This window comes from Actinocorallia sp. B10E7, assembly GCF_039871655.1.
Taxonomy (GTDB): Bacteria; Actinomycetota; Actinomycetes; order Streptosporangiales; family Streptosporangiaceae; genus Actinocorallia.
On record NZ_JBDPLZ010000005.1, the window covers coordinates 543,996 to 567,887 of the forward strand.

28 protein-coding genes and 1 tRNA gene are annotated in these 23,892 nt (G+C 70.6%); 21 read left to right on the top strand and 8 right to left on the bottom strand.

Going from position 1 to position 23,892, the window contains the following annotated elements; translation table 11 throughout:
• Nucleotides 1-112: 112 nt before the first annotated feature.
• The 11 genes from ABGB12_RS20385 (at nt 113) to htpX (ending at nt 9,989) form a co-directional block, all read left to right on the top strand.
• Nucleotides 113-484, top strand: coding sequence for an NADH-quinone oxidoreductase subunit A (locus ABGB12_RS20385; protein WP_347680184.1), 372 nt, complete (start codon nt 113-115; stop codon nt 482-484).
• Nucleotides 475-1,317: an NADH-quinone oxidoreductase subunit B family protein gene (locus tag ABGB12_RS20390; protein WP_347680186.1), complete on the top strand. Its 843-nt coding sequence runs from the start codon at nt 475-477 to the stop codon at nt 1,315-1,317. The genes ABGB12_RS20385 and ABGB12_RS20390 overlap by 10 nt, the downstream gene beginning before the upstream one ends.
• The gene (locus tag ABGB12_RS20395; protein WP_347680188.1) at nt 1,304-1,855 is read left to right on the top strand and encodes an NADH-quinone oxidoreductase subunit C; all 552 of its coding nucleotides are present in this window, start codon (nt 1,304-1,306) and stop codon (nt 1,853-1,855) included. The genes ABGB12_RS20390 and ABGB12_RS20395 overlap by 14 nt, the downstream gene beginning before the upstream one ends.
• On the top strand, nt 1,848-2,792 hold the full coding sequence (gene nuoH / locus ABGB12_RS20400) for an NADH-quinone oxidoreductase subunit NuoH (RefSeq protein WP_347680190.1): 945 nt from the start codon (nt 1,848-1,850) through the stop codon (nt 2,790-2,792). Before ABGB12_RS20395 ends, nuoH begins: the two co-directional genes overlap by 8 nt.
• Nucleotides 2,789-3,262 (top strand): NADH-quinone oxidoreductase subunit I, encoded by a 474-nt coding sequence (locus ABGB12_RS20405; protein WP_347680192.1) that lies wholly within the window; start codon nt 2,789-2,791, stop codon nt 3,260-3,262. Before nuoH ends, ABGB12_RS20405 begins: the two co-directional genes overlap by 4 nt.
• Nucleotides 3,259-3,783, top strand: coding sequence for an NADH-quinone oxidoreductase subunit J (locus tag ABGB12_RS20410; protein ID WP_347680194.1), 525 nt, complete (start codon nt 3,259-3,261; stop codon nt 3,781-3,783). The genes ABGB12_RS20405 and ABGB12_RS20410 overlap by 4 nt, the downstream gene beginning before the upstream one ends.
• On the top strand, nt 3,783-4,106 hold the full coding sequence (gene nuoK / locus ABGB12_RS20415; RefSeq protein ID WP_347680196.1) for an NADH-quinone oxidoreductase subunit NuoK: 324 nt from the start codon (nt 3,783-3,785) through the stop codon (nt 4,104-4,106). The genes ABGB12_RS20410 and nuoK overlap by 1 nt, the downstream gene beginning before the upstream one ends.
• The gene (locus ABGB12_RS20420; RefSeq protein WP_347680198.1) at nt 4,103-6,121 is read left to right on the top strand and encodes an NADH-quinone oxidoreductase subunit L; all 2,019 of its coding nucleotides are present in this window, start codon (nt 4,103-4,105) and stop codon (nt 6,119-6,121) included. Before nuoK ends, ABGB12_RS20420 begins: the two co-directional genes overlap by 4 nt.
• Nucleotides 6,118-7,605 carry an NADH-quinone oxidoreductase subunit M gene (locus ABGB12_RS20425; protein WP_347680200.1) on the top strand — a complete coding sequence of 496 codons (1,488 nt, stop codon included), beginning with the start codon at nt 6,118-6,120 and terminating at the stop codon, nt 7,603-7,605. The genes ABGB12_RS20420 and ABGB12_RS20425 overlap by 4 nt, the downstream gene beginning before the upstream one ends.
• 2 nt (nt 7,606-7,607) lie before the next feature.
• The gene (locus ABGB12_RS20430; protein ID WP_347680664.1) at nt 7,608-9,068 is read left to right on the top strand and encodes an NADH-quinone oxidoreductase subunit N; all 1,461 of its coding nucleotides are present in this window, start codon (nt 7,608-7,610) and stop codon (nt 9,066-9,068) included.
• A gap of 72 nt (nt 9,069-9,140) precedes the next feature.
• Nucleotides 9,141-9,989: a zinc metalloprotease HtpX gene (gene htpX / locus ABGB12_RS20435; protein ID WP_347680202.1), complete on the top strand. Its 849-nt coding sequence runs from the start codon at nt 9,141-9,143 to the stop codon at nt 9,987-9,989.
• 51 nt (nt 9,990-10,040) lie between these two features.
• Here the strand turns inward: htpX and ABGB12_RS20440 are convergent, their stop codons facing one another.
• On the bottom strand, nt 10,041-10,532 hold the full coding sequence (locus ABGB12_RS20440; protein WP_347680204.1) for a YajQ family cyclic di-GMP-binding protein: 492 nt from the start codon (nt 10,530-10,532) through the stop codon (nt 10,041-10,043).
• 160 nt (nt 10,533-10,692) lie between these two features.
• On the opposite strand from ABGB12_RS20440, the gene ABGB12_RS20445 reads away from it, so the two are divergent.
• Nucleotides 10,693-10,774 (top strand) — tRNA-Tyr (locus ABGB12_RS20445).
• Nucleotides 10,775-10,944: 170 nt separating this feature from the next.
• Entirely contained in the window at nt 10,945-12,138 is a 1,194-nt protein-coding gene (locus ABGB12_RS20450; protein WP_347680206.1) for a hypothetical protein, read from the top strand.
• A 153-nt stretch (nt 12,139-12,291) separates the two neighbouring features.
• Here the strand turns inward: ABGB12_RS20450 and ABGB12_RS20455 are convergent, their stop codons facing one another.
• Both ABGB12_RS20455 and ABGB12_RS20460 read right to left on the bottom strand, forming a co-directional pair.
• The gene (locus ABGB12_RS20455) at nt 12,292-12,852 is read right to left on the bottom strand and encodes a dihydrofolate reductase family protein (RefSeq protein ID WP_347680208.1); all 561 of its coding nucleotides are present in this window, start codon (nt 12,850-12,852) and stop codon (nt 12,292-12,294) included.
• Nucleotides 12,853-12,944: 92 nt separating this feature from the next.
• Nucleotides 12,945-13,454, bottom strand: coding sequence for a cupin domain-containing protein (locus tag ABGB12_RS20460; protein WP_347680210.1), 510 nt, complete (start codon nt 13,452-13,454; stop codon nt 12,945-12,947).
• Nucleotides 13,455-13,537: 83 nt separating this feature from the next.
• Between ABGB12_RS20460 and ABGB12_RS20465 the strand changes: the two genes are divergently transcribed.
• On the top strand, nt 13,538-14,047 hold the full coding sequence (locus ABGB12_RS20465; protein WP_347680212.1) for a MarR family transcriptional regulator: 510 nt from the start codon (nt 13,538-13,540) through the stop codon (nt 14,045-14,047).
• 30 nt (nt 14,048-14,077) lie between these two features.
• On the opposite strand, the gene ABGB12_RS20470 is transcribed toward ABGB12_RS20465, so the two are convergent.
• Complete coding sequence (locus tag ABGB12_RS20470; RefSeq protein WP_347680214.1) at nt 14,078-14,662, bottom strand: TetR/AcrR family transcriptional regulator; 585 nt, start codon at nt 14,660-14,662, stop codon at nt 14,078-14,080.
• Between the two features lie 174 nt (nt 14,663-14,836).
• On the opposite strand from ABGB12_RS20470, the gene ABGB12_RS20475 reads away from it, so the two are divergent.
• Nucleotides 14,837-16,297, top strand: coding sequence for a DHA2 family efflux MFS transporter permease subunit (locus ABGB12_RS20475; protein ID WP_347680216.1), 1,461 nt, complete (start codon nt 14,837-14,839; stop codon nt 16,295-16,297).
• Between the two features lie 88 nt (nt 16,298-16,385).
• Nucleotides 16,386-17,117 carry a 3-oxoacyl-ACP reductase family protein gene (locus ABGB12_RS20480; RefSeq protein ID WP_347680218.1) on the top strand — a complete coding sequence of 244 codons (732 nt, stop codon included), beginning with the start codon at nt 16,386-16,388 and terminating at the stop codon, nt 17,115-17,117.
• A gap of 2 nt (nt 17,118-17,119) precedes the next feature.
• On the opposite strand, the gene ABGB12_RS20485 is transcribed toward ABGB12_RS20480, so the two are convergent.
• The 4 genes from ABGB12_RS20485 to ABGB12_RS20500 form a co-directional block, all read right to left on the bottom strand.
• Nucleotides 17,120-17,371 carry a hypothetical protein gene (locus ABGB12_RS20485; RefSeq protein WP_347680220.1) on the bottom strand — a complete coding sequence of 84 codons (252 nt, stop codon included), beginning with the start codon at nt 17,369-17,371 and terminating at the stop codon, nt 17,120-17,122.
• A 151-nt stretch (nt 17,372-17,522) separates the two neighbouring features.
• Nucleotides 17,523-18,488, bottom strand: a complete 966-nt coding sequence (locus ABGB12_RS20490) for a sensor histidine kinase (protein WP_347680222.1) — start codon at nt 18,486-18,488, stop codon at nt 17,523-17,525.
• Nucleotides 18,485-18,661 carry a hypothetical protein gene (locus ABGB12_RS20495; RefSeq protein WP_347680224.1) on the bottom strand — a complete coding sequence of 59 codons (177 nt, stop codon included), beginning with the start codon at nt 18,659-18,661 and terminating at the stop codon, nt 18,485-18,487. Before ABGB12_RS20495 ends, ABGB12_RS20490 begins: the two co-directional genes overlap by 4 nt.
• A gap of 175 nt (nt 18,662-18,836) precedes the next feature.
• On the bottom strand, nt 18,837-19,436 hold the full coding sequence (locus ABGB12_RS20500; protein WP_347680226.1) for a maleylpyruvate isomerase family mycothiol-dependent enzyme: 600 nt from the start codon (nt 19,434-19,436) through the stop codon (nt 18,837-18,839).
• Nucleotides 19,437-19,568: 132 nt separating this feature from the next.
• Here ABGB12_RS20500 and ABGB12_RS20505 point away from each other — a divergent pair, with 132 nt between their 5' ends.
• The 5 genes from ABGB12_RS20505 (at nt 19,569) to ABGB12_RS20525 (ending at nt 23,884) form a co-directional block, all read left to right on the top strand.
• On the top strand, nt 19,569-20,594 hold the full coding sequence (locus ABGB12_RS20505) for a pyridoxal-phosphate dependent enzyme (RefSeq protein WP_347680228.1): 1,026 nt from the start codon (nt 19,569-19,571) through the stop codon (nt 20,592-20,594).
• A gap of 55 nt (nt 20,595-20,649) precedes the next feature.
• A complete protein-coding gene (locus ABGB12_RS20510) occupies nt 20,650-21,162 on the top strand; it encodes a hypothetical protein (protein WP_347680230.1) in 513 nt (170 codons plus the stop codon).
• On the top strand, nt 21,159-21,698 hold the full coding sequence (locus ABGB12_RS20515) for an OmpA family protein (protein WP_347680232.1): 540 nt from the start codon (nt 21,159-21,161) through the stop codon (nt 21,696-21,698). Before ABGB12_RS20510 ends, ABGB12_RS20515 begins: the two co-directional genes overlap by 4 nt.
• A gap of 94 nt (nt 21,699-21,792) precedes the next feature.
• Entirely contained in the window at nt 21,793-22,551 is a 759-nt protein-coding gene (locus ABGB12_RS20520; RefSeq protein ID WP_347680234.1) for an ABC transporter ATP-binding protein, read from the top strand.
• A gap of 1 nt (nt 22,552) precedes the next feature.
• Nucleotides 22,553-23,884, top strand: a complete 1,332-nt coding sequence (locus ABGB12_RS20525) for an FtsX-like permease family protein (RefSeq protein WP_347680236.1) — start codon at nt 22,553-22,555, stop codon at nt 23,882-23,884.
• The last annotated feature ends 8 nt before the right edge of the window (nt 23,885-23,892 follow it).

A 23,892-nucleotide genomic window follows, 5' to 3' on the forward strand; every position in this document is an offset into this window, starting at 1 on the left:
CCTGTTTCGGTATATGCATGATCGCCAGGAAACTCTATGGTTTGTTCCTGCGGCGTTAAAGACGGACGCAGGCGCGCGGCGGCGGCTCCCCACGACGGTTTACGCTTCCTCCGTGCGCGACTACTACGGCTCCTATGTTCTCGTCGCCGTCCTGTTCCTCATCGGCGGCGGGATCGTCGCGGGCGGGCTCTTCGCCAACAGGCTGCTGCGCCCCTCCCGGCCCACCCCGGAGAAACTCACCACCTACGAGTGCGGCATCGATCCCGTGGGGGAGGGCTGGGCCCAATCCCATGTCCGCTATTACGTCTTCACCTACCTGTACGTGGTGTTCGCCGTAGACGCGATCTTCCTGTTCCCGTGGGCCACTATTTTCAGCGCTCAGGGGTATGGAGCAGTGACGCTCGGGGAGATGTTCGTCTTCCTCGGCTTCCTCGCGACGGGTCTGCTCTACGCCTACAAGAAGGGAGTCCTCACATGGGTCTAGTGGATCTCCCCGAGCCGACCGTGGGACCGGCGTCCAGACTGGCGCCGCAACCGGTCAGATTCGTGCTCAACTGGGGACGCCGCTACTCACTGTGGGTCTTCAACTTCGGACTCGCGTGCTGCGCCATCGAGTTCATCGCCGCCTCGATGGCACGGCACGACTTCATGCGGCTCGGGGTGATCCCGTTCGCACCGGGGCCCCGGCAGGCCGACCTGATGGTGGTGTCCGGGACGGTCTCCGACAAGATGGCGCCGGCCGTCAAACGGCTGTACGAGCAGATGCCCGAGCCGAAGTACGTCATCTCCTTCGGGTCGTGCGCCAACTGCGGCGGCCCCTACTGGGACTCCTACTGCGTGACCAAGGGCGTCGACCAGATCATCCCCGTCGACGTGTACGTGCCGGGCTGCCCGCCGCGGCCCGAAGCGCTGCTGCACGGGATCGTCCGGCTCCAGGAGAAGATCGCGGGCGAGTCGCTCAAGGAGCGCTACACCGGCTCCGGGCCGTCCCGGCCGCCGTCCTGGGAGCACCGGGCGAGCGTGCTGCGGCGGCCGCTGCAGCCCGTACCCGAACTGCTCGTCGAGGCCGACCGGCCGACCCAGGCCCTGCCCCCGGTCGACCCGGAGGGGATCCGGGAGCCCGAGGGGGCGCGGAGCGCCACGGGCGCCGAGACGCCTGAGAACACGGTCATCGAGAAGCCCGCGGACGCCGAGAGCGCCGAGAAGCCCGCGGACGCGGGCACCGAGAAGACGCAGCGGTTCCGCCGGGGCGGGACGCGGCCCGCGGAGGTCGTGGACTACTCGATCATTCCGGGGATGGCCGATGACGACGACTGAGCTGGCCGTCGAGTTCATCCACCGGTTCGGCGCCGAGATCGAGACGGAGGACACCTTCGGGCAGCTGTCCGTCGACGTCCCCGCCGGATTGTGGCTGGAGGCGCTGGAGTTCGCCCGGGACGGCCTGGGCTGCGAGTTCTTCGACTGGCTGACCGGGGTGGACGAACTGGACGAAGGGTTCCGGATCGTCGTCCACGTCTACTCCCTGGAACGCCGCCACCACGTCCTGCTGCGGACCCTGGTGTCCCGGGAGGAGCCCGTGCTGCCCTCGGCCGTCGGGGTCTACCGGGGGGCGAACTGGCACGAGCGCGAGACGTTCGAGATGTTCGGCGTGGTCTTCGAGGGCCACCCCGACCTGAAGCCGCTGCTGCTGCCGGACGGGTTCGAGGGCCATCCGCTGCGCAAGGACTTCGTGCTGGCGGCCCGGGTCGCCAAGGCGTGGCCTGGGGCCAAGGAGCCCGGCGAGGGCGGAGGGGCGCCGTCGCGGCGCAAGAACCTGCCTCCGGGAGTGCCGACGGGTTGGGGGCCCCATGCGTGACGTCGTGGCCCTGGTGCTGGTCACCGTCGCCTTCCTGACCCTCCCGCTGATCATCGGCCAGGCCGAGCACAAGGTGATGGCGCACATGCAGGGCCGTCTGGGCCCCATGTACGCGGGCGGCTTCCACGGCTGGGCGCAGCTGGTGGCGGACGGCGTGAAGTTCGCCCAGAAGGAGGACACCGTCCCGGCCGCCGCCGACCGGAGGATCTTCCTGCTGGCGCCGGGCGTGGCGCTGGTGCCGTACCTGGTGGCGCTCGCCGTGGTCCCGGTCGGGCCGGGCCAGGTCGCGATCGACCTGTCGCTCGGGCTGTTCTTCGCGCTGGCCGTCATGGGCATCGGCGTGATCGGCTCGATCATGGCGGGCTGGGCGTCGGCCAACAAGTACTCGCTGCTGGGCGGTATGCGGGTGGCGGCCCAGCTGGTCTCCTACGAGCTGCCGATGGTGCTGGCGGCGGCGTCCGCGGCGATGGCGGCCGGGACGCTGAACCTCAGCGGCATCGCGGAGGCGTGGGAGTGGTGGTGGCTGGCCTGGCAGGCGCCGGCCGCGGTGGTGTTCTTCCTGGCGGGCCTGGCCGAGCTGCGCCGGCCGCCGTTCGACATGCCGGTCGCCGACTCGGAGATCATCTTCGGCCCGTACACCGAGTACGGCGGGTTGCGGTTCGCGTTCTTCCTGCTCGCGGAGTACGCCGGGATCCTGGTGGTCTGCTCGCTGACCACCGTGCTCTTCCTGGGCGGCTGGCAGGGCCCGCTGCTGCCCGGCTTCCTGTGGACCCTGATCAAGATCTTCCTGCTGGCGTTCGTGGTGATCTGGTTCCGGGTCGCCTACCCCCGGCTGCGCGAGGACCAGCTCCAGCGCCTGGCCTGGGTGTACCTGGTGCCGATCGCCCTGCTCCAGCTGGCGCTGACCGGTGTGGTGAAGGTGGTGACCGGAGCGTGAAACTGGGCCTGGCCAAGGGACTGGCCGTCACCCTGAAGACGATGATGAAGCGCTCGGGGACCCGGCAGTACCCCGAGGTGGCGCCTGACCTGGCGCCGCGCTCGCGCGGTGTGATCGCGTTGTTCGAGGAGAACTGCACCGTCTGCATGCTGTGCGCCAGGGAGTGCCCCGACTGGTGCATCTACATCGACTCCCACAAGGAGACGCTCCCGGCGGAGGGCTCGGCGCGCGCGCGTTCGCGCAACGTCCTCGACCGGTTCGCGATCGACTACTCGCTGTGCATGTACTGCGGGATCTGCGTGGAGGTCTGCCCCTTCGACGCGCTGTTCTGGTCGCCGGAGTTCGAGTACGCCGCCTACGACATCGCCGAACTGACCCACGAGAAGGAGCGGCTGCGCGAGTGGATGTGGACGGTCCCGCCGCCCCAGGCCCACGAGCCCAACGCCGACCCGCCCAAGGAGCTGCGTTGACGACGCCGGAGATCGTGTTCACCGCGCTCGGGGTCGTCGCCGTCGGGTCCGGCGTGCTGGTCGTCACGACGAAGCAACTCGTCCACGCGGCGCTCTGGCTGGTGGTGTCGTTCGGGGCGCTGGCCGGGATGTACCTGGTGCTGACGGCCGAGTTCGTCGCCTGGGTGCAGGTGCTCATCTACGTCGGCGCGATCGTGGTGCTCCTGCTGTTCGGCATCATGCTGACGCGGGCGCCGATCGGGCCCAGCGAGGGGTTGAACTCCGGTAACAGGACGCCCGCCCTGGCGGTGGCCCTCGGGACGGCCGCGGTGCTGGTGACGCTGCTCGTCCGGGGCTTCAAGGACGCCAGGATCGACCTCGACCCCGGAGGCGGGTCGGGCGACGCGCTCGGCGAGGCGATCTTCCGGGAGTGGGTGCTGCCCTTCGAGGTGCTCTCCGTCCTGCTGCTCGCCGCGCTCGTCGGCGCGATCGTCCTGTCCAAGGGCGGGAACCTCCCCGGCCGGAACGGAAAGGGGCGCTGATGTCCGTCGCCTACCCGGTGGTGTTCTCGGCGCTGCTGTTCTCCGTCGGCGTGTACGGGGTCCTGGCGCGGCGCAACGCGATCCTCGTGCTGATGTCCGTCGAGCTCATGCTCAACGCCGTCAACCTCAACCTCGTCGCGTTCGACGTGTGGCTGCGCGACGCGCTGCACGGAGGGCAGGTGCTCACCCTCTTCACGATCGTCGTGGCCGCCGCCGAGGTGGGGCTGGGACTGGCGATCGTGCTGCTGCTCTACCGCAACCGGAGCAACATCGACGTGGACCGCCAGGACACCCTGCGCGAGCCGGAGCAGGAGGCACGGTGACGGTCCTCGCCGCACAGGCGGTCGTACTCCCCTTCCTCGGCGCGGTCTTCGGACTGCTGCTCGGCCCCTGGCTCACCCGGATCCTGGTGGCCGGGGGAGTGCGCACGGCCGAGGACACGCCCCCCGCCCCGCCGACCGAGGCGCGGGGCGTCGAGGAGCACGTGGAGGCCGTCCCCGGAGTGCCCGGAGAGCCGGTGCCGCAGGAGGGACGCGCGGCGCCCGCCGGGCTGCCGGGCGGAGGCTCGCGCGGCGCGCTCGGACCGGTGCTGTTCGCGGTGCTGCCGACCGCGCTGACCACCGTCCTCACCCTGGTCATCGCGCTGGCGGTGTGGCGGAACCCCGGCACCCGGACGGCGACGCTGGCCGAGGTGCGGACCGGAGGCCCGTCGATCCTCGTCGGGCTGAGCGTCGACGGGCTCGCGGCGCTGCTGGCCGTCCTCGTCGGGGTGGTCGCGCTGGCCGTCCAGGTCTACTCGGTCGCCTACATGCGGGACGAGCCGCGCTACTCGTCGTACGCGGCGTTCGTCTCCCTGTTCACCTCGGCGATGCTGCTGGTGGTGTTCGCCCGGGACCTGATGGTGCTGTACGTCGGCTGGGAGATCATGGGCATCTGCTCGTACTTCCTCGTCGGCCACCACTGGGAGGACAAGGCCAACTCGCGGGCGGCGGTCAAGGCGTTCCTGGTCACCCGCGTCGGCGACGCGGGGCTGCTGCTCGGCGTCATCGTGCTGGGGCTGGGCGCGGGGAGCTTCGACATCGCGACGGTCCTGGACGAGGTCGGCGGGATGCCGCACACGACGGTCGTCGTGGCCGCGCTCCTGCTGCTGTGCGGGGTCGCGGGCAAGAGCGCCCAGTTCCCGCTGCACACCTGGCTGCCGGACGCGATGGCGGGCCCCACGCCGATCAGTGCGCTCATCCACGCGGCGACGATGGTCGCGGCGGGCGTCTACCTGGTGGCGCGGCTGTACGGGGTGTTCCTCACGGCGCCCGTCGCGCTGGCCGTGCTGGGCGTCGTCGCGGCGGTCTCCATGGTCGGGGCGGCGCTCGCGGCGCTGGCCCAGCGCGACCTCAAACGGGTCCTCGCCTACTCCACGATCAGCCAGCTCGCCATCATGGCGGCGGGGCTGGCGGTCGGGTCCGAGCCGGCGGCGATGTTCCACCTCGTGACGCACGGGGCGTTCAAGGCTCTGCTGTTCCTGTCGGCCGGGTGCGTCATCCACGCCGTGGGGTCGAACCTGCTCGCCGACATGGGCGGGCTGCGCAAGGCCATGCCCGTGACGTTCGTGTGCATGACCATCGGATACGCGGCGCTGGCGGGGCTGCCGCCGGTCGCCGGATTCTTCTCCAAGGACGCCGTCATCGAGCACGCGCAGAACGTGGCCTTCAACGACGGAGCGCTCGGAGTCCTGCCGGGAGGCGGGACGAGCATCCCCGCGTGGACGGCCTGGACCGTCTACCTCTCGCTGCTCCTCACGACCGCGCTGACGGCGGCGTACGCGCTGCGGGCGTGGCTGATGACGTTCTTCGGACCCGAGAGGGCCGCGCACGAGGCGCCGGCCGCCATGCGGTGGCCGATCATCGTGCTGGCGGGCGCGAGCGCCGTCATCGGGTTCTTCGGGCTGGCGGCCGAGGAACTGCGGCCGCACTTCGGGGCCGCGGCCATGGCGCTGCTGTTCACCGCGGCGGGCGCCGGCGCGATGCTCCTGGCCTGGCGTGACGCGCCGGCCTCCGACCCGGCCGACCGGTTGAAGAAGGTGCGCCCCCTGCTGGAGAACGCTTTCTACATGGACGGCCTCTACGACCGCGTCATCGTCCGTCCCGTGAAGTGGACGGGCCGGATGGTGCGCGGAGCCGACACCCGCGTCGTCGACGGGGCCGTCGAGGCGACCGTCCCGGCGGCGCGCGGGCTGGGGGCGCTCGCCAGGCTCCCGCAGACGGGCAATCCACAGACCTACCTGACCGGCCTGCTGGCCGGGGCCGTGTTCCTCGTCCTCGCGGTGGTGGCCCTCACGTGAGCACTCTCGTCCACCTTCTCTGGCTGCCGCTCGCCGCGGCGGTCCTGCCCTACCTGGTCCCGGCCGGGACCAGGCTCGACCCGGTCGGTTTCGGGCGGGTCGCGTCCGGGTTCATCCTGGCGATGTCGCTCGTGCAGGTCGCGGCGTTCGACTACGCCGAACCCGAGCGGATGCAGCAGCCGATGGACGTCGCCTGGATCCCGTCCATCGGCGTGCGCTTCCACCTCGGCGTCGACGGGATCTCGCTGCCGCTGGTCGTCCTCACGACGCTGCTGACGTTCCTGTGCTTCGTCTACCTGGGGCGCCACGAGACGCCGAACGCGCGGCTGCTGACGGCGCTGCTGTTCGTCCTCGAAGTGGGCATGATCGGCACGTTCCTCGCGCTGGACCTGGTGTTGTTCTTCGTGTTCTTCGAGATCGTGCTGATCCCGATGTACGCGATCATCGCCGTCTGGGGCGGGGAGAGACGCCGCCACGCCGCCTACAAGTTCATCCTCTACACGCTGCTGGGGTCCGCCGCGCTGCTGGCCGGGCTGCTGCTGCTGGGCGTCAACGCAGGGACGTTCGACATGGTCGCGCTGTCGGAGCGTCAGGGCTTCGACATCGCGCGCGGCGTCCAGATCGCGGCGTTCGCGTTCATCGGGTTCGGGCTGGCGGTGAAGGCGCCGATGTGGCCGCTGCACACGTGGCTGCCCGACGCGCACACCGAGGCGCCCACCGTCGGGTCCGTCCTGCTGGCCGGGGTGCTGCTGAAGATGGGCACGTACGGGCTGGTGCGCATCGCGGTGCCCGCGCTGCCCGAGGGGGCTGAGTTCTGGGCGCCCTGGCTGGGCTGCCTGGCCGTCGTCGGGATCATCTACGGGTCGCTGGCCTGCCTGGCGCAGACCGACCTGAAACGGCTCATCGCCTACTCGTCCATCGGGCACATGGGCTTCGTGCTGCTGGGCATCGCGACGCTGACCGCCACCGGGCTCAACGCCGCGCTGTTCGGGAACATCGCGCACGGGCTCATCACCGGGCTGCTGTTCTTCCTCGCCGGCTCGATCAAGGAGCGGTACGGGACGGGAGACCTGGCGGAGATCGGCGGCGGCATGCTGGCCCGCGCTCCGCGCCTGGCCGGGGTGCTGACCTTCGCGGCCGTCGCCTCGCTCGGGCTGCCGGGGCTCGCCGGGTTCTGGGGCGAGATGCTCGCGCTGGTCGGCGCCTACCGGCCCGGCGCCGGGCTGCCCCGCGAGACCTTCGTGACGTACATGGCGGTGGCCGCGGTCGGCGCGGTGCTGACGGCCGCCTACTTCCTGCGGCTGCTCGCCAAGATCACCCACGGGCGGTCCGGGGCGGGCTCCGCCGTCGCCGACGCGCACCCCGTGGAGTGGGCGTCGTGGGTGCCGCTGATCGTCCTGGTGGTGCTGGTGGGGTTGTGGCCGAAGGTGCTGCTGGCCCTCACCGACGGCCCGGTACGCGCACTGATCGGAGCGGGGTCTTGAACGTGATCCAGGAGATCGACTACGCGGCGGTGGCGCCGGTGCTGATCGTCGCGGTCGCGGCGGTCGCTCTGCTGCTGGCCGGGGCGTTCGAGCTGGGCAGGAAGTGGCTGGGCTGGCTGACGGCCCTGGCCCTGTCCGCGGGGCTGATAGCCGTCTTCACGCTCATTCCGGGAGAGGTGCGGCGCACGTTCTGCGTGCCGGAGACGCTGCGCGGAGACGGGCTCGAGTCGTGCTCGTACGTTGTCGACCAGTTCACGCTGCTCTTCCAGGGCGTCGTCCTGGCGGCCGCCGTAGTGGTCGTCCTGATGTCGCTCTCGGACCTGGAGGCCGCGGACATCCCGGCAGGGGAGTACTACTTCCTGCTGCTGTGCGCGGTCACCGGAGCGCTGGCGCTCGTCGCGGCGCGGGACCTGGTGCTGCTGTTCGTGTCGCTGGAGACGCTGTCTCTGCCGGTGTTCGCGATGGTGGCGTTGAAGCGTTACGACGGCCGGGCCACCGAGGCGGCGGTGAAGCTGTTCCTCGTGTCGGTGGTCTCGGCGGCGGTGCTGCTGTTCGGAGTCAGCCTCGTCTACGGCACGGCCGGGGCGATGCACTTCGACCGGATCGCCGCCGCGTCCGTCGAGGGCCCGCTGGAAGCGGTCCTGACGGCGGGGATCGTCATGGTCGTCGTGGGGTTCGCGTTCAAGGTCGCGGCGGTGCCGTTCCACTTCTGGGCGCCGGACGTGTACCAGGGGGCGCCGGTGCCGGTGGCTGCGTTCCTGTCGGTCGTCTCCAAGGCCGGGGGGTTCGCCGGGATCGCCCTGGTCGTCGCGCTGGCGTTCCCGGAGCAGGACCACGTCTGGGGGCCGCTTCTGGCGGTGCTGGCGGCCGTGACGATGACCGTGGGCAACGTGATGGCGCTGCGCCAGACACAGGCCGTGCGGCTGCTGGCGTGGTCGTCCGTGGCGCAGTCGGGGTACATGCTGGCGCCGCTGTCAGTGGGGGCCGGGCACATCGGGCAGGGCATCGCGGCCACCGCCGGGTACCTGGCGTTCTACGCGGTGATGAACCTGGGGGCGTTCGCGGTGGTCCGCGGGGTCGCGGCCGCGTCGGAGGAGAACCTTCTGGCGGATTACACGGGGCTGGTCCGACGTAATCCCCTTTCGGGGCTTTTGCTGGCGTTCTTCCTGATCTGCCTGGCGGGTCTGCCTCCGGGCGTGATGGGGCTCATCGCGAAGGTACTCGTCTTCAAGGCGGTGGTGACCGGGCCGGTGTTGTGGCTGGCCGCCGTCATGGCCGTCAACGTCGTCATCGGGCTGTACTACTACCTGGTGTGGGCGGTGCGGCTGTTCGCGCCGGGCACGGGCCGGCTGCTGCCGTCCGGGCTGCCCTACAAGCTGGCGCTGGGCGTCACCGGAGCCGGAGCCGTGGTGCTCTCCGTCGTGCCGCAGTTGTTGCTCCAGGCCGTCTTCCCGACCGGCTGAAAACCCCACGACGGAACGTTTCCCCTGATCCGCACGTTGTTCCGGGCGTAGAGCCAGGGGAGGTTCTGAGCCATGAACGGCGTGAAGACGGCTGTTCTGATCGCCGCGCTTTCCGCGGTGATGCTGCTCGTCGGGTGGGGGCTCGGCGGGAGGGGCGGACTGGTGATCGCCCTGGTGATCGCGCTGGGGAGCAACGGCGTCGCCTACTTCTTCAGCGACAGGATCGCGCTGCGTTCGATGCGGGCGCACCCGATCGGCGAGGTCGAGGCGCCCGCCCTGTACGCGATCGTCCGCGAGTTGGCGACCGCCGCGCACCAGCCGATGCCGCGCCTGTACGTCTCGGAGACGCCGCAGCCGAACGCGTTCGCCACCGGACGCAACCCGCGCAACGCGGCGGTCTGCGTGACCCGGGGAATCCTACAGATGCTCGACCGGCGGGAACTGCGCGCCGTCATCGGCCACGAGCTGTCGCACGTCTACAACCGCGACATCCTCATCGCGTCCGTCGCGGCGGCCCTCGCCACGGTAGTCACGTACCTGACGTACCTGGGCATGTTCCTGCCGGGCCGCTCCGACGACCGCGAGGGGCCGGGGATCTTCGGCGCCCTGATGATGGTCGTCCTGGGCCCGGTGGCCGCCGCGATCATCCAGATGGCGATCAGCCGGACCCGCGAGTACCAGGCCGACGAGTCGGGTGCCCGCCTCAGCGGCGATCCGCTGGCCCTCGCCAGCGCCCTGCGCAAGATCTCCGGCGGGGTCCGCGCCCTGCCGCTGCCCGCCGACCCGCAGATCGAGTCGACCAGCGCGCTGATGATCGCCCACCCGTTCAGCGGCGGAGGCCTCAGCAACCTCTTCTCCACCCACCCGCCCATCCCCGACCGGATCGCCCGTCTGGAGCGGATGGCCGGGATACGCGGCTGAATTTTCACCCGATTTTCAGGACCCGCCCGCCTCGGGCGGGTCCTGGTGTTCTCAGCGGTAGTTCACGAACTGCAGGGCGACGTCGAGGTCCTTGCCCTTCAGCAGCGCGATGATCTCCTGCAGGTCGTCGCGCTTCTTGGAGCTGACCCGCAGTTCCTCGCCCTGGATCTGCGACTTGACGCCCTTCGGCCCCTCGTCGCGGATGATCTTGTTGATCTTCTTCGCGTCCTCCTGGGAGATCCCCTCCTTGAGGTTCACCCCGAGTTTGTAAATCTTTCCGGACGCCTTGGGCTCGCCCGCGTCGAGGATCTTCAACGAGAGCCCGCGCTTGACCAGCTTCTCCTTGAAGACGTCCAGGACCGCCAGGGCCCGCTCCTCGCTGTTGGCCTGGATCTCGATGGAATCCCCCGACCACTTGATGCCGGCGTCCACGTTGCGGAAGTCGAACCGGTTGGCCACTTCCTTGGCCGCCTGGTTCAGCGCGTTGTCCGTCTCCTGCCGGTCCAGCTTCGAGACGATGTCGAACGAACTCTCGGATGCCACGGTTTCAGATGTCCTCACGCATAGAGATGATCACTCCGGACGGGCCCTCCCGGCCCCGTCCACCTCCCAGTCTCCCAGCCCCATCCCCCAGCCAGTGCCAAACCGATGTGACGACCACGCCCGACGTCCGCTAGTATTTCTGACGTCGCAAGCGACACACGGCGGTTTGCCCGAGTGGCCAAAGGGAGCAGACTGTAAATCTGCCGGCTCAGCCTTCCCAGGTTCGAACCCTGGAGCCGCCACACTCGAAGAAGGGCCCCTGATCTGGGAAACCAGGCAGGGGCCCTTCGCTTTGCCCGCGATACCACCTGCGGAACGATGCGGTGCCGGTTGGCGGATCGCACGGACGGGGTCGGGAAGTTCGTGAGAATTTCCCAAAATCTGGCTCGGTGGGTGGGGGAGAGTGCCTTGCATGTGGAGACACCCCCTCGCGGTCGGCGTGCTGGCCGCCGCTTCGTCGCTGATCTCGGCCGGGCCCGCTTCGGCCGAGGACCTGGGCGCCTGGCGCGCCATTCCGCTGAACTTCACCTGGGGCCCCGAGCGCGGCGTCACCGATCTGGAGGCGACCGGACCCGCCGAGGCCTGGGTGAGCGGCTTCCAGGGGGCCCTGACCGTCTACGGTCCCGTGTACAACCCTCCCTACCCCGGGGCGCCCTCGGAGCCGAGCCCGGTGATATTCACGGTGAATCCCAAGCCGGTGCTCCAGCGCTGGACCGGCGGTACCGGCTGGACCGGCTACTCGCCCCCCGGGATGGGCGGCGAGGGGATCATCCGCGCCGTCGCCTCCACCGCTCCGAACGACGTGTGGTTCTGCGGCAACACCTGGTCCTGGGGCAAGGTCGTCCCCTGGGCCGCGCGCTACGGCGGCCAGAAGATCGAGCAGACGACGACCCCGCTGACCGGGACCTGCACCGGCATCGCGGTCCTGGGCTCGGACGTCTTCCTCTCCGAGGTGGGCCGGGTCCACCGGTTCCACGACGGTGCCTGGACCTCCTTCGACGCCGACCAGCCGGCGTTCACCCTGTCGGACCCGGAGGCCGGTCTGTACGCGAAGGTCGGGGGAGTGCTCCACAGGTGGGACGGATCCGGCTTCGCCCCGCTGCCCGCCGCTCTGACCGCTGAACCGCTCCTCATCACCCAGAAGCATGGTTTCTGGACCTTCCGTGAGTCCGGCCCGTTCCGCTGGGACGGCGCGGCTTGGCAGCCCGTCGAGAAGCCCGCCCACTACAGCGTGCCTTACGGCTTCACCAACGGCACCTGGAACACGGTCTACTACACCGACGCCGACGGCCCGTGGTTCGCCCCTTACACCACCGACCGGAACGCCTCGATCTACCACTGGAACGGCACGGGCTGGGACGCCTTCGCGCCGAACTTCGCGGACTCCTCCTCCGCGCAGCTGCCCAGAGGCCTGCGGGACGACGGGTCGGGCCGGGTCTGGGCGGTCGTCGACGGCGAACGGTCCTACCTGGACGGCACCACCTGGACGCAGGTCCCGGAGGCCGCTGACGTCGAATCCTTCCGAGCCCTGCCCGGCGGGAAGGTATTGGCGTACAAGGTCGGTGACGGGGGGATCACCGCCAAGACCACCGCGCCGCTTCCGTGACGAGCCAGGGCGCGTAGGCGGAGGTGTTCGCGAGGGCGACCGACCCGGCCGTCGCACTCGCGAAAGGCCCCTGACCTGGGAGATCAGGCAGGGGCCCTTTCGCTTCACGGGGAGCGGACGGCCCTGGCGATCACCGGGGCGTCGCGGGGCGGGTCAGGCTTCGGCGGCCGGGGCGGTGGGGCGGTAGGTGAGGACGATGACGCCGGAGTCGAAGGTGGTGCTGTCGGCCAGCTCGACGGGGGTGACGCTGCCGGGGCGGAAGAGGGGTTCGCCTTCGCCCTTGAGGACGGGGTAGATCCATACGCGGTACTCGTCGAGCAGGCCGTGGTGGGCGAGGGCGTCGGTGAGGCGGCCGTTGCCCCAGATCAGGATGTCCTTGCCGTCCTGCTTCTTGAGGTCGGCGACCTGGGCGGGCAGGTCGTCGCCGGGGATGACGACGGTGGGGTTCCAGGCGGCGGTGTCGACGGGCTCGGAGGCGACGACGTACTTGGTCATGGCGTTGACGTGGTCGGAGTAGGGGTTGCCGCCCATGTTCGGCCACGCCTGCGCCATGCCCTCGTAGGTGACGCGGCCCAGCAGCAGCGCGTCGCAGCCGGTGGTCAGCTCGAAGGCGTAGGCCATGGCGTCCGGGCTGTTGTACTGCATGGACCACAGGTGCGGGTCGTCGATGAAGCCGTCGAGGGTCGTGTACGTGGAAGCGATGATCTTGCGCATGGAGACTCCAAGGTCGTTTTCGACGGTGGGTGAGGGCCGATGAGCGTCATCGGGCCGGGAGCCGCCGCCCTCGGTGAGGGCCGGGCTCGGGGCTAGGCGGCGAGGCGGGCTCGGCGCCAGGCGTCGCTGTCGACGAAGTGGTTGTCGAAGCGTTCCCGGGTGGCGAGGACGTCGCCCGGGTCGGCCAGGCCGCGCCGGATCCGGTCGAGCAGGCGGAAGTAGGCGAACCGCTCGACGCCGGGGGTCATCACGATCAGCACGTCGGCGCCCGAGTCGGGTGCCGCGGCGAACGCGTGGGCGGTGTGCGGCGGTACGACCAGCATGTCGCCCGCGTGTGCGGTCACCACCTCCTGGTCGGCCAGGACCTGCAGCCGGCCTTCGAGGACGAAGAACATCTCGGCGGAGGCGCGGTGGTAGTGCGGGGCGGCGCCGTCCTTGCCGCGGCCCAGGGTGGTGCGGCTGGTGCTGAGGAAACCGCCGGTGGCGGAGACGTCGGCCAGCAGCGCCATGGTGTCGGGGGCCGTGCCGAGGACTTCGGCCTCGTCCCCGCGGACCAGGATCGGTCGGCTCTCGGAGAGGCCGTGGAGGTGTGGCTCGCTCATGCCGGAAATGTTTCCACGACTGATAGTACGGTGTCAAACTATCTGGTGACGAATAGAGCCGACATCGAACTAGGATGGACGTCATGGACGCAGTGAGCATGGACTCCCCGGACGCGATCGACGCCGTCGTCGCGGCCTGGCATCGGGAACGCCCCGATCTGGACCTGACCGCGATCGCCGTCGCCGGCCGCCTGGGCAGGATCGCGCTGCTGCTGGGCCCGGCTCAGGAGAAGGTGTTCGGCGCGTTCGGCCTGCAGCGGGGCGAGTTCGACGTGCTGGCGGCGCTGCGCCGCTCGGGCGAGCCGTACACGCTGATCCCCTCCCAGTTGTCGCAACTCCTGATGTTGTCGCGTGCCGGGATGACCAGTCGGCTGGACCGGCTGGAGGCGGCCGGACTCATCGAGCGCACGCTGGACCCCGCCGACCGGCGCAGCTTCCGGATCCGGCTGACCGAGCGGGGATACGCCACGGTGGACGCGGCGATGACCGAGCACACCGCCAACGTCACCGGCCTGCTGTCGGCGCTGGACGGCGGGGAACTGGCCGATCTGGACGGCCTCCTGCGCAAGCTGCTGGGAAGCCTGAGCGAGTAGGCGGGTCCCGGCGGGGCGCCCGGGCGGGTCTCAGCGGTGGTAGCCGTACAGGAAGACGCGGACGGCCGCTCGGATCTGGGCCTCTTCGGGTTCGGGGGCGTTGTAGGCGAGGTCCGCGTTCAGCAGGGCCGCGAAGTGCAGGGAGGCCAGGGACGGGTCGTCCAGGCGGAGTCCGGGGAGGGTGGCCAGGCGGTCGGCGAGGTAGCGGCGGACGCGAAGGGGGCCCGCTTCCTGCCAGGCGTCGATGGCCGGCTGGGGGATGTGGTCGGCGTCGGCCTGGATCTGGCGGACCAGGGCGAAATGGGCGGCGTAATCGGTGGCGTTTCCCCGTCTCCAGGCCAGACCGAACTCGGTGAGGTCGTCCTCCAGGTCGGTGACCTTGCGGAGGTAGGTGTCGACCAGTGCCATGTGGCTCGCGGCGACCTTGTCGGCGCTCTCGGAGATCACGGTCTGGAACAGCGTGGCCTTGTCCTGGAAGTGGTTGTAGATCGTCCGGGTGGAGACGCCGGCCTCCTTGGCGATCACGTCGATGCTGGCGCGCGCGTAGCCGTCCCGGGCGAAGACCTCGAGGGCGCCGTCCAGGATCGCTCGCCGTTTGTCCGACCTCGGGGTCATGTGTTCCACCTCACATAGATACAACGGTCGTTGTATAATTTGCAGTGCACGTTGTACTTTACTCGCATCTGATTCGTGCGAGGAGAGCATCATGACGCCCGAGTACGACCACCTCTTCCCCGGCCCGCTGAAGAACATGACAGTCCGCACCCAGGTCGCGCCGAGGGTCCCGGCATGACCTCCGTCGCCGCCCCGGAGGCGGCGCCGCGCACCGCGCCCAAGCCGATGACCATCGCGATGGTCGTCGTGCTGAACATGCTGATCGTGGTGCTCGACACGACGATCGTCCACATCGCCGTCGGGACCCTCGCCCAGAGGTTCCACGCGTCGCTGACCACGATCCAGTGGGTGACCACCGGGTACGTGCTCGGCCTGGTCGCCATCATCCCGATCACCGCCTGGGCGGTCGGCCGGTTCGGGACCAAACGGCTCTACCTCACCGCGATCGCCTTCTTCGTGCTCGGCTCGGCCCTGTGCGGGCTGGCCTGGGACGTGGGATCCCTGGTCGCCTTCCGGGTGCTGCAGGGGCTCGGCGGCGGCATGCTGCTGCCGGTCGGCATGACGATCGTGCTGCGCGCCGCGGGCGGCGGCGAGAACGGACGCCTGATGAGCATGCTCGGCCTCCCGCCGCTCATCGGCCCGCTGATCGGCCCGGTCCTGGGCGGGTTCCTGATCGACGAGGCGTCCTGGCGCTGGATCTTCCTGGTGAACGTGCCCGTCGGTCTGTTCGGCTGGTTGCTGGCGGCGCGGGTGCTGCCCGCCGACCCGGCCCGGTCCAGACGGCGCCTCGACGTGCTCGGGCTGCTGCTGCTCTCACCCGGACTCGCCCTGCTGATCTACGGGCTGACGGGAGGCGGCGCGGTGTCCGCCGCCGCCGGCGCGGTCCTCGGCGCGGCGTTCGTCGTCCGGGCGCTCACCACGCATGAGCCGCTCATCCAGCTCCGGCTGTTCCGCCGGCGCAGGCTCGCCGCGGCGGCCGCCACCGTGACGTTCACCGCGGCCGCCTACTTCGGATCGATGACGATCCTGCCGCTCTACTACCAGATCGTCCGCGGCGAGGGCGCGGCGACGACAGGGATGCTGAGCATCCCGCAGGTCCTCGCCGTCGGCATCACCATGCAGGTGGCGACCCGGCTGGTCGACCGGATCCCGCCCGGCCGGATCGTCTCCCTCGGCACCGTCATCGCGCCCGCCGGGGTCCTGCTGTTCCTGCTCCAGGCCTCGGCGGACGTCCCCTACTGGCGGCTCATGGCGTCGATGGCCGTCATGGGGGTCGGGATCGGCATGACGCTCATCCCCGCCACCGCCGCCGGGACCAGGGGCCTCTCCCACGATGAGGCCCCCGCCGCCAGCACCGGACTGATGATCATCCAGCAGGTGGCCGTCGCGACGGGCACCGCGGTGATCGCGGCCCGCCTGAACCAGGCCGTCACCGACAGGCTCCCCCGGATCCACGACCTGGACCAGGCCTTCGACCTGCCCGTCTCCGCCGCCCCCGTCCTCGCGGACGCCTTCCGGTCCGCCTACCTCTGGGTCTCCGTGATCATGGCGATGGCCCTCCTGCCCTCCCTCTTCCTCCCCCGCCGCCCTCCCGCCGAGGAAGCCGACCCCGCGGTCCGTGGCCCGGTTTCGTGAGATCACCGTGAGGGCCGAATGCCGCCAGCGCGGGAAGGGGCCCTCCGGTTTCCTTGAAATATCAATGAAACCGACCCATGGGGGAAGCATGAACGGCAAGACGGCTCTGGTGACCGGGGGAAGCCGGGGGATCGGGGCGGCGACGGCGCTGCGGCTCGCGGAGGAGGGGGCCGACGTGGTCCTGACCTACCGGGAGGGCAAGGACGCGGCCGAGAGCGTCGTCCGGCGGATCGGGGAACTCGGACGCAAGGGGCTGGCGCTACGGGCGGACTCGGGGGACGCCGAGGAGGCCGTCGGCGCGGTGCGGCAGGCGGCGGAGGCCTTCGGGCGGCTCGACGTCCTGGTCAACAACGTGGGGATCGGGGCGCTGGGGCCGCTGGAGGGCCTGACGCTCGAGGACGTGGACAGGGTGCTCGCGGTGAACGTCCGAGGGGTGTTCCTGGCCTCGCAGACGGCCGCCACGCTGATGACGGCCGGCGGGCGGATCATCACGATCGGCTCCTGTATGGCCGACCGGGTTCCGGGTCCCGGAGGCGTGCTCTACACGCTGAGCAAGTCCGCTCTGATCGGGATGACCAAGGCGCTCGCCCGTGAACTGGGCGGCCGCGGCATCACGGCGAACATCGTCCACCCCGGGCCGATCGACACCGACATGAACCCCGCGGACGGCCCGCACGCGGAAGGCCAGGCGTCGATGACGGCTCTCGGCCGTTTCGGGAACGCCGGGGAGATCGCCTCGATGGTGGCCTACCTCGCGAGCCCCGAGGCGTCCTACGTCACCGGGGCCCGGCTGTCCGTGGACGGCGGCCACGCCGCCTAGGGTCACGGCAGGCGGGAGCACTCGACCTCGGCACGGCGCTCGGTCATGCCGAGGCCGACCGAGCGGGCCACGCAGGTGGCCTGCTCGGAGGTCAGCTTGATCTCACCGCAGGCCGTGGTGCTGGAGTAGGTCCGGCAGTCCTTGGCCGGAGTCGCCGTCGCCGCGGGCATGAGGGCCGCGCCCCCGGTCACCGTCCCCGCCAGGGCGAGGGCCCCCGCCACGATCATGGTCCCGGTCTTCTTGCCGACCTGCATGCTGTCTCCCCTTCACTCTGCTGCACCCGACGCTATGTCCGGTTTTGGGGTCAGGGGAGTGGCCCTGGAGAATCCTTGCCGCCCCTTGGCGCTAGGGCCCTCCAGGGATGGCGCAGGTCAAGGAAGGGCATGTCCGTGCCGTCGGGGAGCCTCAGAGGGGCTGCCCCAGGTCGAGCCGGAGCCGGACGAGGGTGCCCGGTCCCAGGGAGTGGATCTCCACCAGGTCGCAGAGCTGGCGGACGACCCACATGCCGTGGCCGCCGGGCCGCTCCGCGGTCGGGGGGAGGTAGCCGGAGTACCAGGCGGGGCTGGTGCCGCCCGTGTCCGTGACGTCGCAGACGACGCGCCCTCCGTCCAGCCACAGGGTGAGGAACCGCTCGCCGTCACCGTGAGCCAGGGCGTTGGAGGCCACCTCGTTGACGGCGAAGACCAGCCGGTCGACGCCCTCGGGGGACAACCCGAACTCGATGGCGTGGGCGGCTGCGAAGCCGCGTGCCGCGGACAGGTCGGAGCCGAACTCCATGCGGGCCGTCCGGACACCGGGCGGAGGGGGTTCGGGCGTCCCCTCCCAGGTGCCGGGGGAGGTGTCGGGCGGGATGTAGTTGGGGCTGGCCAGAGCCGAGCCGTCGTGCATCAGGGCGGGGTGGGTGCGCCGGGCGTCGGCCACCACGGAGACGGACAGGGCGCGGGTGTCGTAGGGGCAGACGATCCAGGCGCGGTGGTCGGCGAAGGCCTTGTTGGCGGCCGCCTCGTAGCGGGTCCACTCGTCGTTCTCCACCTCGTCGCGGCCGTCCCAGACCGGCTCGCCGAGGATGCGGATCCGCGGATGGGCGGCCGACCGCTCCTCCATGTAGTGGTGGTAGGCGGCCAGGGTGAGGCCGGGTGTGCGGTACCAGTCGTCCGGCCTGGCGAACTCCACCCGTCCGGCGGCGACGCCCAGCGCCTCGTGCAGCAGGGCCGTGTTGGCCGGAGTGGTGACGGCCAGGACGGCTTCCTCCCGTTCGACGCCCTCCAGGCAGAACGGGAGGGCCGAGGAGAGGAACTGCTCGTCGGTGTCGTAGATCAGGGCGTGGTGGACCAGGGTTCCGGGGGTGTCGCAGCCTCGGGTGCCGCTCATGGCGTCGGCACCTCCTCGGAGGAGGAGACGACCAGGGCGGGCGATCGGTCCAGCCCGGCCATGCGGATCACCTTGCACAACATCTCGGGCAGGTGCTCGACCTTCACGAGGCACAGGTGATCGCCGTGTCCCGCCTCTTCGACGAGAAGCTCACGGTCCATCGTCTGGATCACCATTGCTCCGTGGTGTCATCGGTCAAGGCAATACGTCCGCTCGGTGGCACTTTATTTGCCGCCGTCTTCGACAATCTCCTCTTTATGCCTCCCAAAGGGGGGGTCATAGCTATGAACCAGGATGTTCTTCGTCACTACGAAAGGCCCCGCACGAAACACCGTGCGGGGCCCTGCCTCAGTCGAACTTCAACTCGGGGACGACGTCGTCGCGGCCGGTCAGCCACATGCCGAGGGCCTCGCGGGTGCCGTGGACCTGGGGGGCGTCCACCGGGCCGCGGGGACGGCCCCCGTCGGTCGGCACGACGCGGTGGGAGCGGATGCGTTTGTTCAGCGCCGGGCTCAGGAAGAGGCCCTCGCGGAAGACGGCGTCCGAGACCTCCTCCGGGATCTCGCGGCTCAGCCCCAGGCCCCGCAGGATGTCCTGGTGGTGCACGCCGAGGTCGCCGAGCAGGAAGCGGGCGGCCAGCCTGCTGGTGAGGCTGGGGCGGTCGGCCCAGGAGGCGGCCCACTCCATCAGGCGGGCGCGCGGCATCTCCCGGACCCGCTCCGCCTGCGCCTCGTTCGCCAGGTCGAGACGGCGAGCGAAGGTGCGGGGGTCACCGAAGAGCAGGCGGCCGTAGGAGCTCGCGAAGTAGTCGATCCCGATCACGTGGCCGAGCACGTCCCGGGGCGACCATCCGGCGCAGAGCGTCCGCCCTTTGTCGAACTCCTCGTCGGTCAGGCCCTCCAGGGTCGTGATGAGACGCCGTCGCTCGGCGCGCAACTCCTCGATCATGGGCGCTCCTCTCGGTTTTGCCTCCACCTTAGACACCGGTGAACGCAAGGGGCGGGGCGGGCTGAGTCACCGTTTGTTCGTGCTGAGCGAATACCCGGCACCGGAGCGATCGCACCGATTAGGTTCGGGCAGGTGGAGTCACGGGAGTGGACGGCGGCGGCGATCATCCGGATCGAAGAAGACGTGGTCGACACACCGCTGGTGGAAGTGGAGCTGCCCGCGGAGTGGGGCGTGGGGCTCCACCTCAAAGACGAGTCCCGCCAGCCGTCCGGAAGCGTCAAGCACCGGTTGCTGAGCACCGCTTACGTCGACGCCCTGGAATCGGGCCGGCTCGCGGAAGGCGACACGGTCGTCCACGCCGGAGCGGGACCCGCCGCGGTGTCCAGCGCGTATTTCGCCCGCATGATCGGCCTGGGTTTCACGGCCGTGGTGCCCGCGTCCACCCGTCCCGAACGGAGAGAGGCCATAGAGGCGGCCGGCGGGGAATGCCGCCTCTTCGACCCGCCCGCCGGCATCTACACCGAGGCGGCACGGCTGGCGGCGGAGACGGGCGCATGCTACCTCGACCACTTCGCGGCGGCGGCCAGGACGTCCGGAAAGGACAGCCTCGCCGCCGAGATCGTCATAGGGCTCGGCCGCGCCCCCGAGTGGATCGTGACGGGCGCCGGCACCGGCGCGACGTCCGGCTCGATCGGCCGTTCCCTGCGCCGTCACGGCCACCCCACCCGCCTGGCCGTCGCCGACCCGGAGAACTCGGCGTACTTCCCCGGCTGGGCGAGCGGAGCACCCGACTACGCGACGGGAACGCCCTCCCGCGTCGAGGGCGTCGGCCGCCCCCGCATGGAGCCGGGCTTCCTCCCGTCCGTGATCGACCTGGTGATGCCCGTCCCCGACGCGGCGAGCCCCGGCGCCCTGGCCCACCTGCGGGAATTGACCGGCCGCGCCGCGGGCGGCTCGACGGGTTCCTGCCTGTGGGCGGCGTGGCGGCTGATCGCCGGGATGCTCGCCGAGGGACGGCACGGCGACGTCGTCGTGATCATGGCGGACGCGGGCTCCGCCCCCGCCCTGGACGGCACCCCCTACACCGAGGCCCTCCGCGCCTTCCTGCGCGCCGGCGTCCTGGACGTTCCCGCCGTCCCCCCGACCCGCCGGACCTGACCAGGACAGGACGGAACACTGCGCGGAGCGCTGTTTTCTGGCATCTCTGGAGGACATGAGATGCAGAGTCCTGGTGTGTTCGATGGCGCTGGTGGCGGGATGCAGCGGGGGAGGCGGGGGCGATGACGCCCCGCCCAAGAGCGGGGCGGACGTCCCCCGGGGCGACGTGGCGGTGGCCGACCCGGGCAAGGCGCTCGCGCGGGCCACGTTCGACGGGCCCTCTGGCAAGATCGAACTCGCGGTGGTGAGCCTCACAGCGAGAGGGAGACTGGCGAACCTCGCGTTGTCGTTGACCCCGCATCATCCGGATAAGACCTCGATGGGCGCCTTCTTGTACTTCGGGTATTACGTCCCGGAGGCCACCCTGGTGGACCCGGTCAACCTCAAGCGCTACTTGGTCGTCAAGGACTCCGAGGGGGCCGCCCTCGGCGCGGGGAACGTGAACTACAACCTCAATCAGCCGAACACGCTGCAGTACACCTTCGCCGCGCCGCCCGAGAACGTGAAGTCCATCGACGTGCACTTCGGTGACTTCCCGCCGTTCCGCAACGTGCCGATCAGCCGATGAGACGGCTGTTCGTCGCAGCACTGCTGCTCGTGGCGTCGTCCGGCGCGGCCGTCGCCGAGCCGCTCGTGCCCGACCCAGAGTCCTCGGTCCGCACGCTGGCGCCCGAGACGCGCGACGTGGCGCCCGCCGAGCGGACGATCATCCTCGAAGGGTCGGTGGTCCCCCTCGAAGAAGAGGAGAAGACGGACGACGGCACCAAGATCCAGATCAGCTCGGACGTGCTGTTCGAGTTCGACTCGGCCACGCTCACCCCTGCGGCCGAGACCCACCTCGCCCGGCTGGCGGAGCGGCTGAAGGGGAACAAGGTCCGGATCGCCGGGTTCACCGACTCCCTGGGCGCACCCGCCTACAACCTCAGGCTCTCCCGGCGCCGCGCGGACGCCGTCAAGGACGAACTCGTCCGGCTCGGCGTCACCGGCCTCACCGCGCGCGGCTACGGCGAGGCCCGCCCCGTCGCCCCCAACGAGGTCGACGGCAAGGACAATCCCCAGGGCCGTGCCGAGAACCGCCGCGTGGAGATCGTCTTCGGCTCCTGACAGGCCCGGCCTTCCGGCTCCCGCACCGTCCGCTGACCGGATGCCGTCAGCGGACGGTGCGGGGACGGTCAGCGGCGGGCCCGAGAGTCGGGGCATGACGAACACAGAGGCGCTGCGGCTCGAAGGAGTCCGCAAGGTGCACGGCGACGCTGACACCGCCGACAATCACGTGACCGCGCTGGCGGGGGTCTCGCTGAGCCTGCCGGCGGGGACGTTCACCGCGGTCATGGGGCCGTCCGGGTCGGGGAAGTCGACGCTGCTGCAGTGTGCGGCGGGGTTGGACCGGCCCACCGCGGGACGGGTCTTCGTGGCGGGGAGGGAGATGGCCGGGAGCGAGACGGAGCTGACGAAGTTCCGCCGGGAGCACATCGGGTTCGTATTCCAGCAGTTCAACCTGCTGCCCGCGCTGACCGTCCTGCAGAACGTGACGCTGCCGTTGAAGCTGGCCGGCAGGAAGGTCGACGAGAGGAGAGCGGCGGAGATCCTCCGCCAGGTCGGGCTGGGGGAGCGGCTGTCGCACCGGCCGCAGGAGCTGTCGGGCGGGCAGCAGCAGCGGGTGGCGATCGCGCGGGCGCTGGTCACCTCACCGTCGGTGGTCTTCGCGGACGAGCCGACCGGGGCGCTCGACACCCGCAGCGCGCGGGCCGTCCTGGCGCTGCTCCAGCAGGCGGTGCGGGCGCACGGCCGGACACTCGTGATGGTCACGCACGACCCGGTCGCCGCGTCGTACGCCGACTCCGTGCTGTTCCTGGCGGACGGGCAGATCGTCGGCGGCATGATCGACCCGACCGCGGAGGCCGTCGCCGAGCGGCTGACCCGTCTGGGCGACGAACTCGTCCAGAAGGGGGCCTGAGATGTTCTCGCTGGCGCTGTCCTCGCTGCGGCACCGCACCGCCGCCTTCGCCGCCGCGTTCTTCGCGCTGTTCCTCGGCGCGGCCCTGGTCATGACGTTCGGGTCGCTCATCGACACGGCGCTCGGCGAGGGCGTCGACCCGGCGAGCGAGGAGACCCTGGTCATCATGGGCGGCGTCGTCGGCGGCTGGAGCCTGCTGCTGGTGGCCTTCGCGGTGACCTCGACCGCCACCCTGGGCGTCCGGCAGCGGGCGAAGGAGATCGCGCTGCTGAAGAGCGCCGGAGCGGTCCCCGGGCAGCTCACCCGGATGATCCTCGCCGAGGTGCTGGTGCTGGCGCTCGCCGGAGCGGCCCTGGCCGTCCCGCTCGGGGCGGCGTGCGGGCGCGTGGTGCTGGGGCTGCTGCAGGACAGCGGCCAGATCGCGCCGGGGATCGAGCACGCCTTCGGCGCCGTCGCCCTCGGGCAGGGTTTCGGGATCACGCTCCTGTCCGCGGTGGGCGCCTCGCTCATCACGGCCCGCCGCGCCGTCCGGATGCGGGTGACCGAGTCGCTGCTGGAGCCCACGGCCGCCCCGGCCAGGCTGGGCGGCCTGCGCACCGGCTTCGGGCTGCTTTTCTTCGCCGGGGCCGCCACCCAGGCGGTGCTGACCGTCACGCTCGGGAAGGGCACGGGCATCGAAGCCCAGCAGTACGCGGGCGCGGCCGACATCCTGTTCGCGCTCGGGCTCGCCTGCTTCGCGCCGGTGATCGTCCGTAGGCTCCCGCTGCCGGGTTTCGGCACGATGGGCGCGCTGACCCGCGAGGCCCTGCGGGCCCGCACCGCGTCGCTCGCCGCCGCGCTGATCCCGGTCGTGCTGTTCATCGGCGCGGGCGTCGGCACCCTCTACATGCAGGAACTGGACAGCGAGGCGTCCGCCGGCCTGATACCCGAGGAAGGCCAGCGGGCCGTCGAGACGCTCAACTACGTCGTCACCGGAATGATCGCTCTGTTCCTGTGCATCATGCTGATCAACACCCTGGTCGCCTCGACGACGGCCCGCTCCCGCGAGTTCGCCCAGTACCGCCTGGCGGGCGCCACCACCTCCCAGGTTCAGACGATGGTCGCCCTGGAGACACTGACGGTCACCGCCACCGGCGTGCTCTTCGGCACCCTCGCCTCCCTGGTCACCATCGTGCCCTTCTCCTACGCCCGCACCGGCTCCTGGATCCCCGACCTCGACCCCTTCGTCTACCTGACGGCCGTCGTCTTCACCGCCGCCGTCACCTTCGCCGCCACCCTCCTCACCACCCGCCGCTCCCTGGCCGCCCCGCCCGTCACCGCCGTCATGGTCTGACCGCCCTC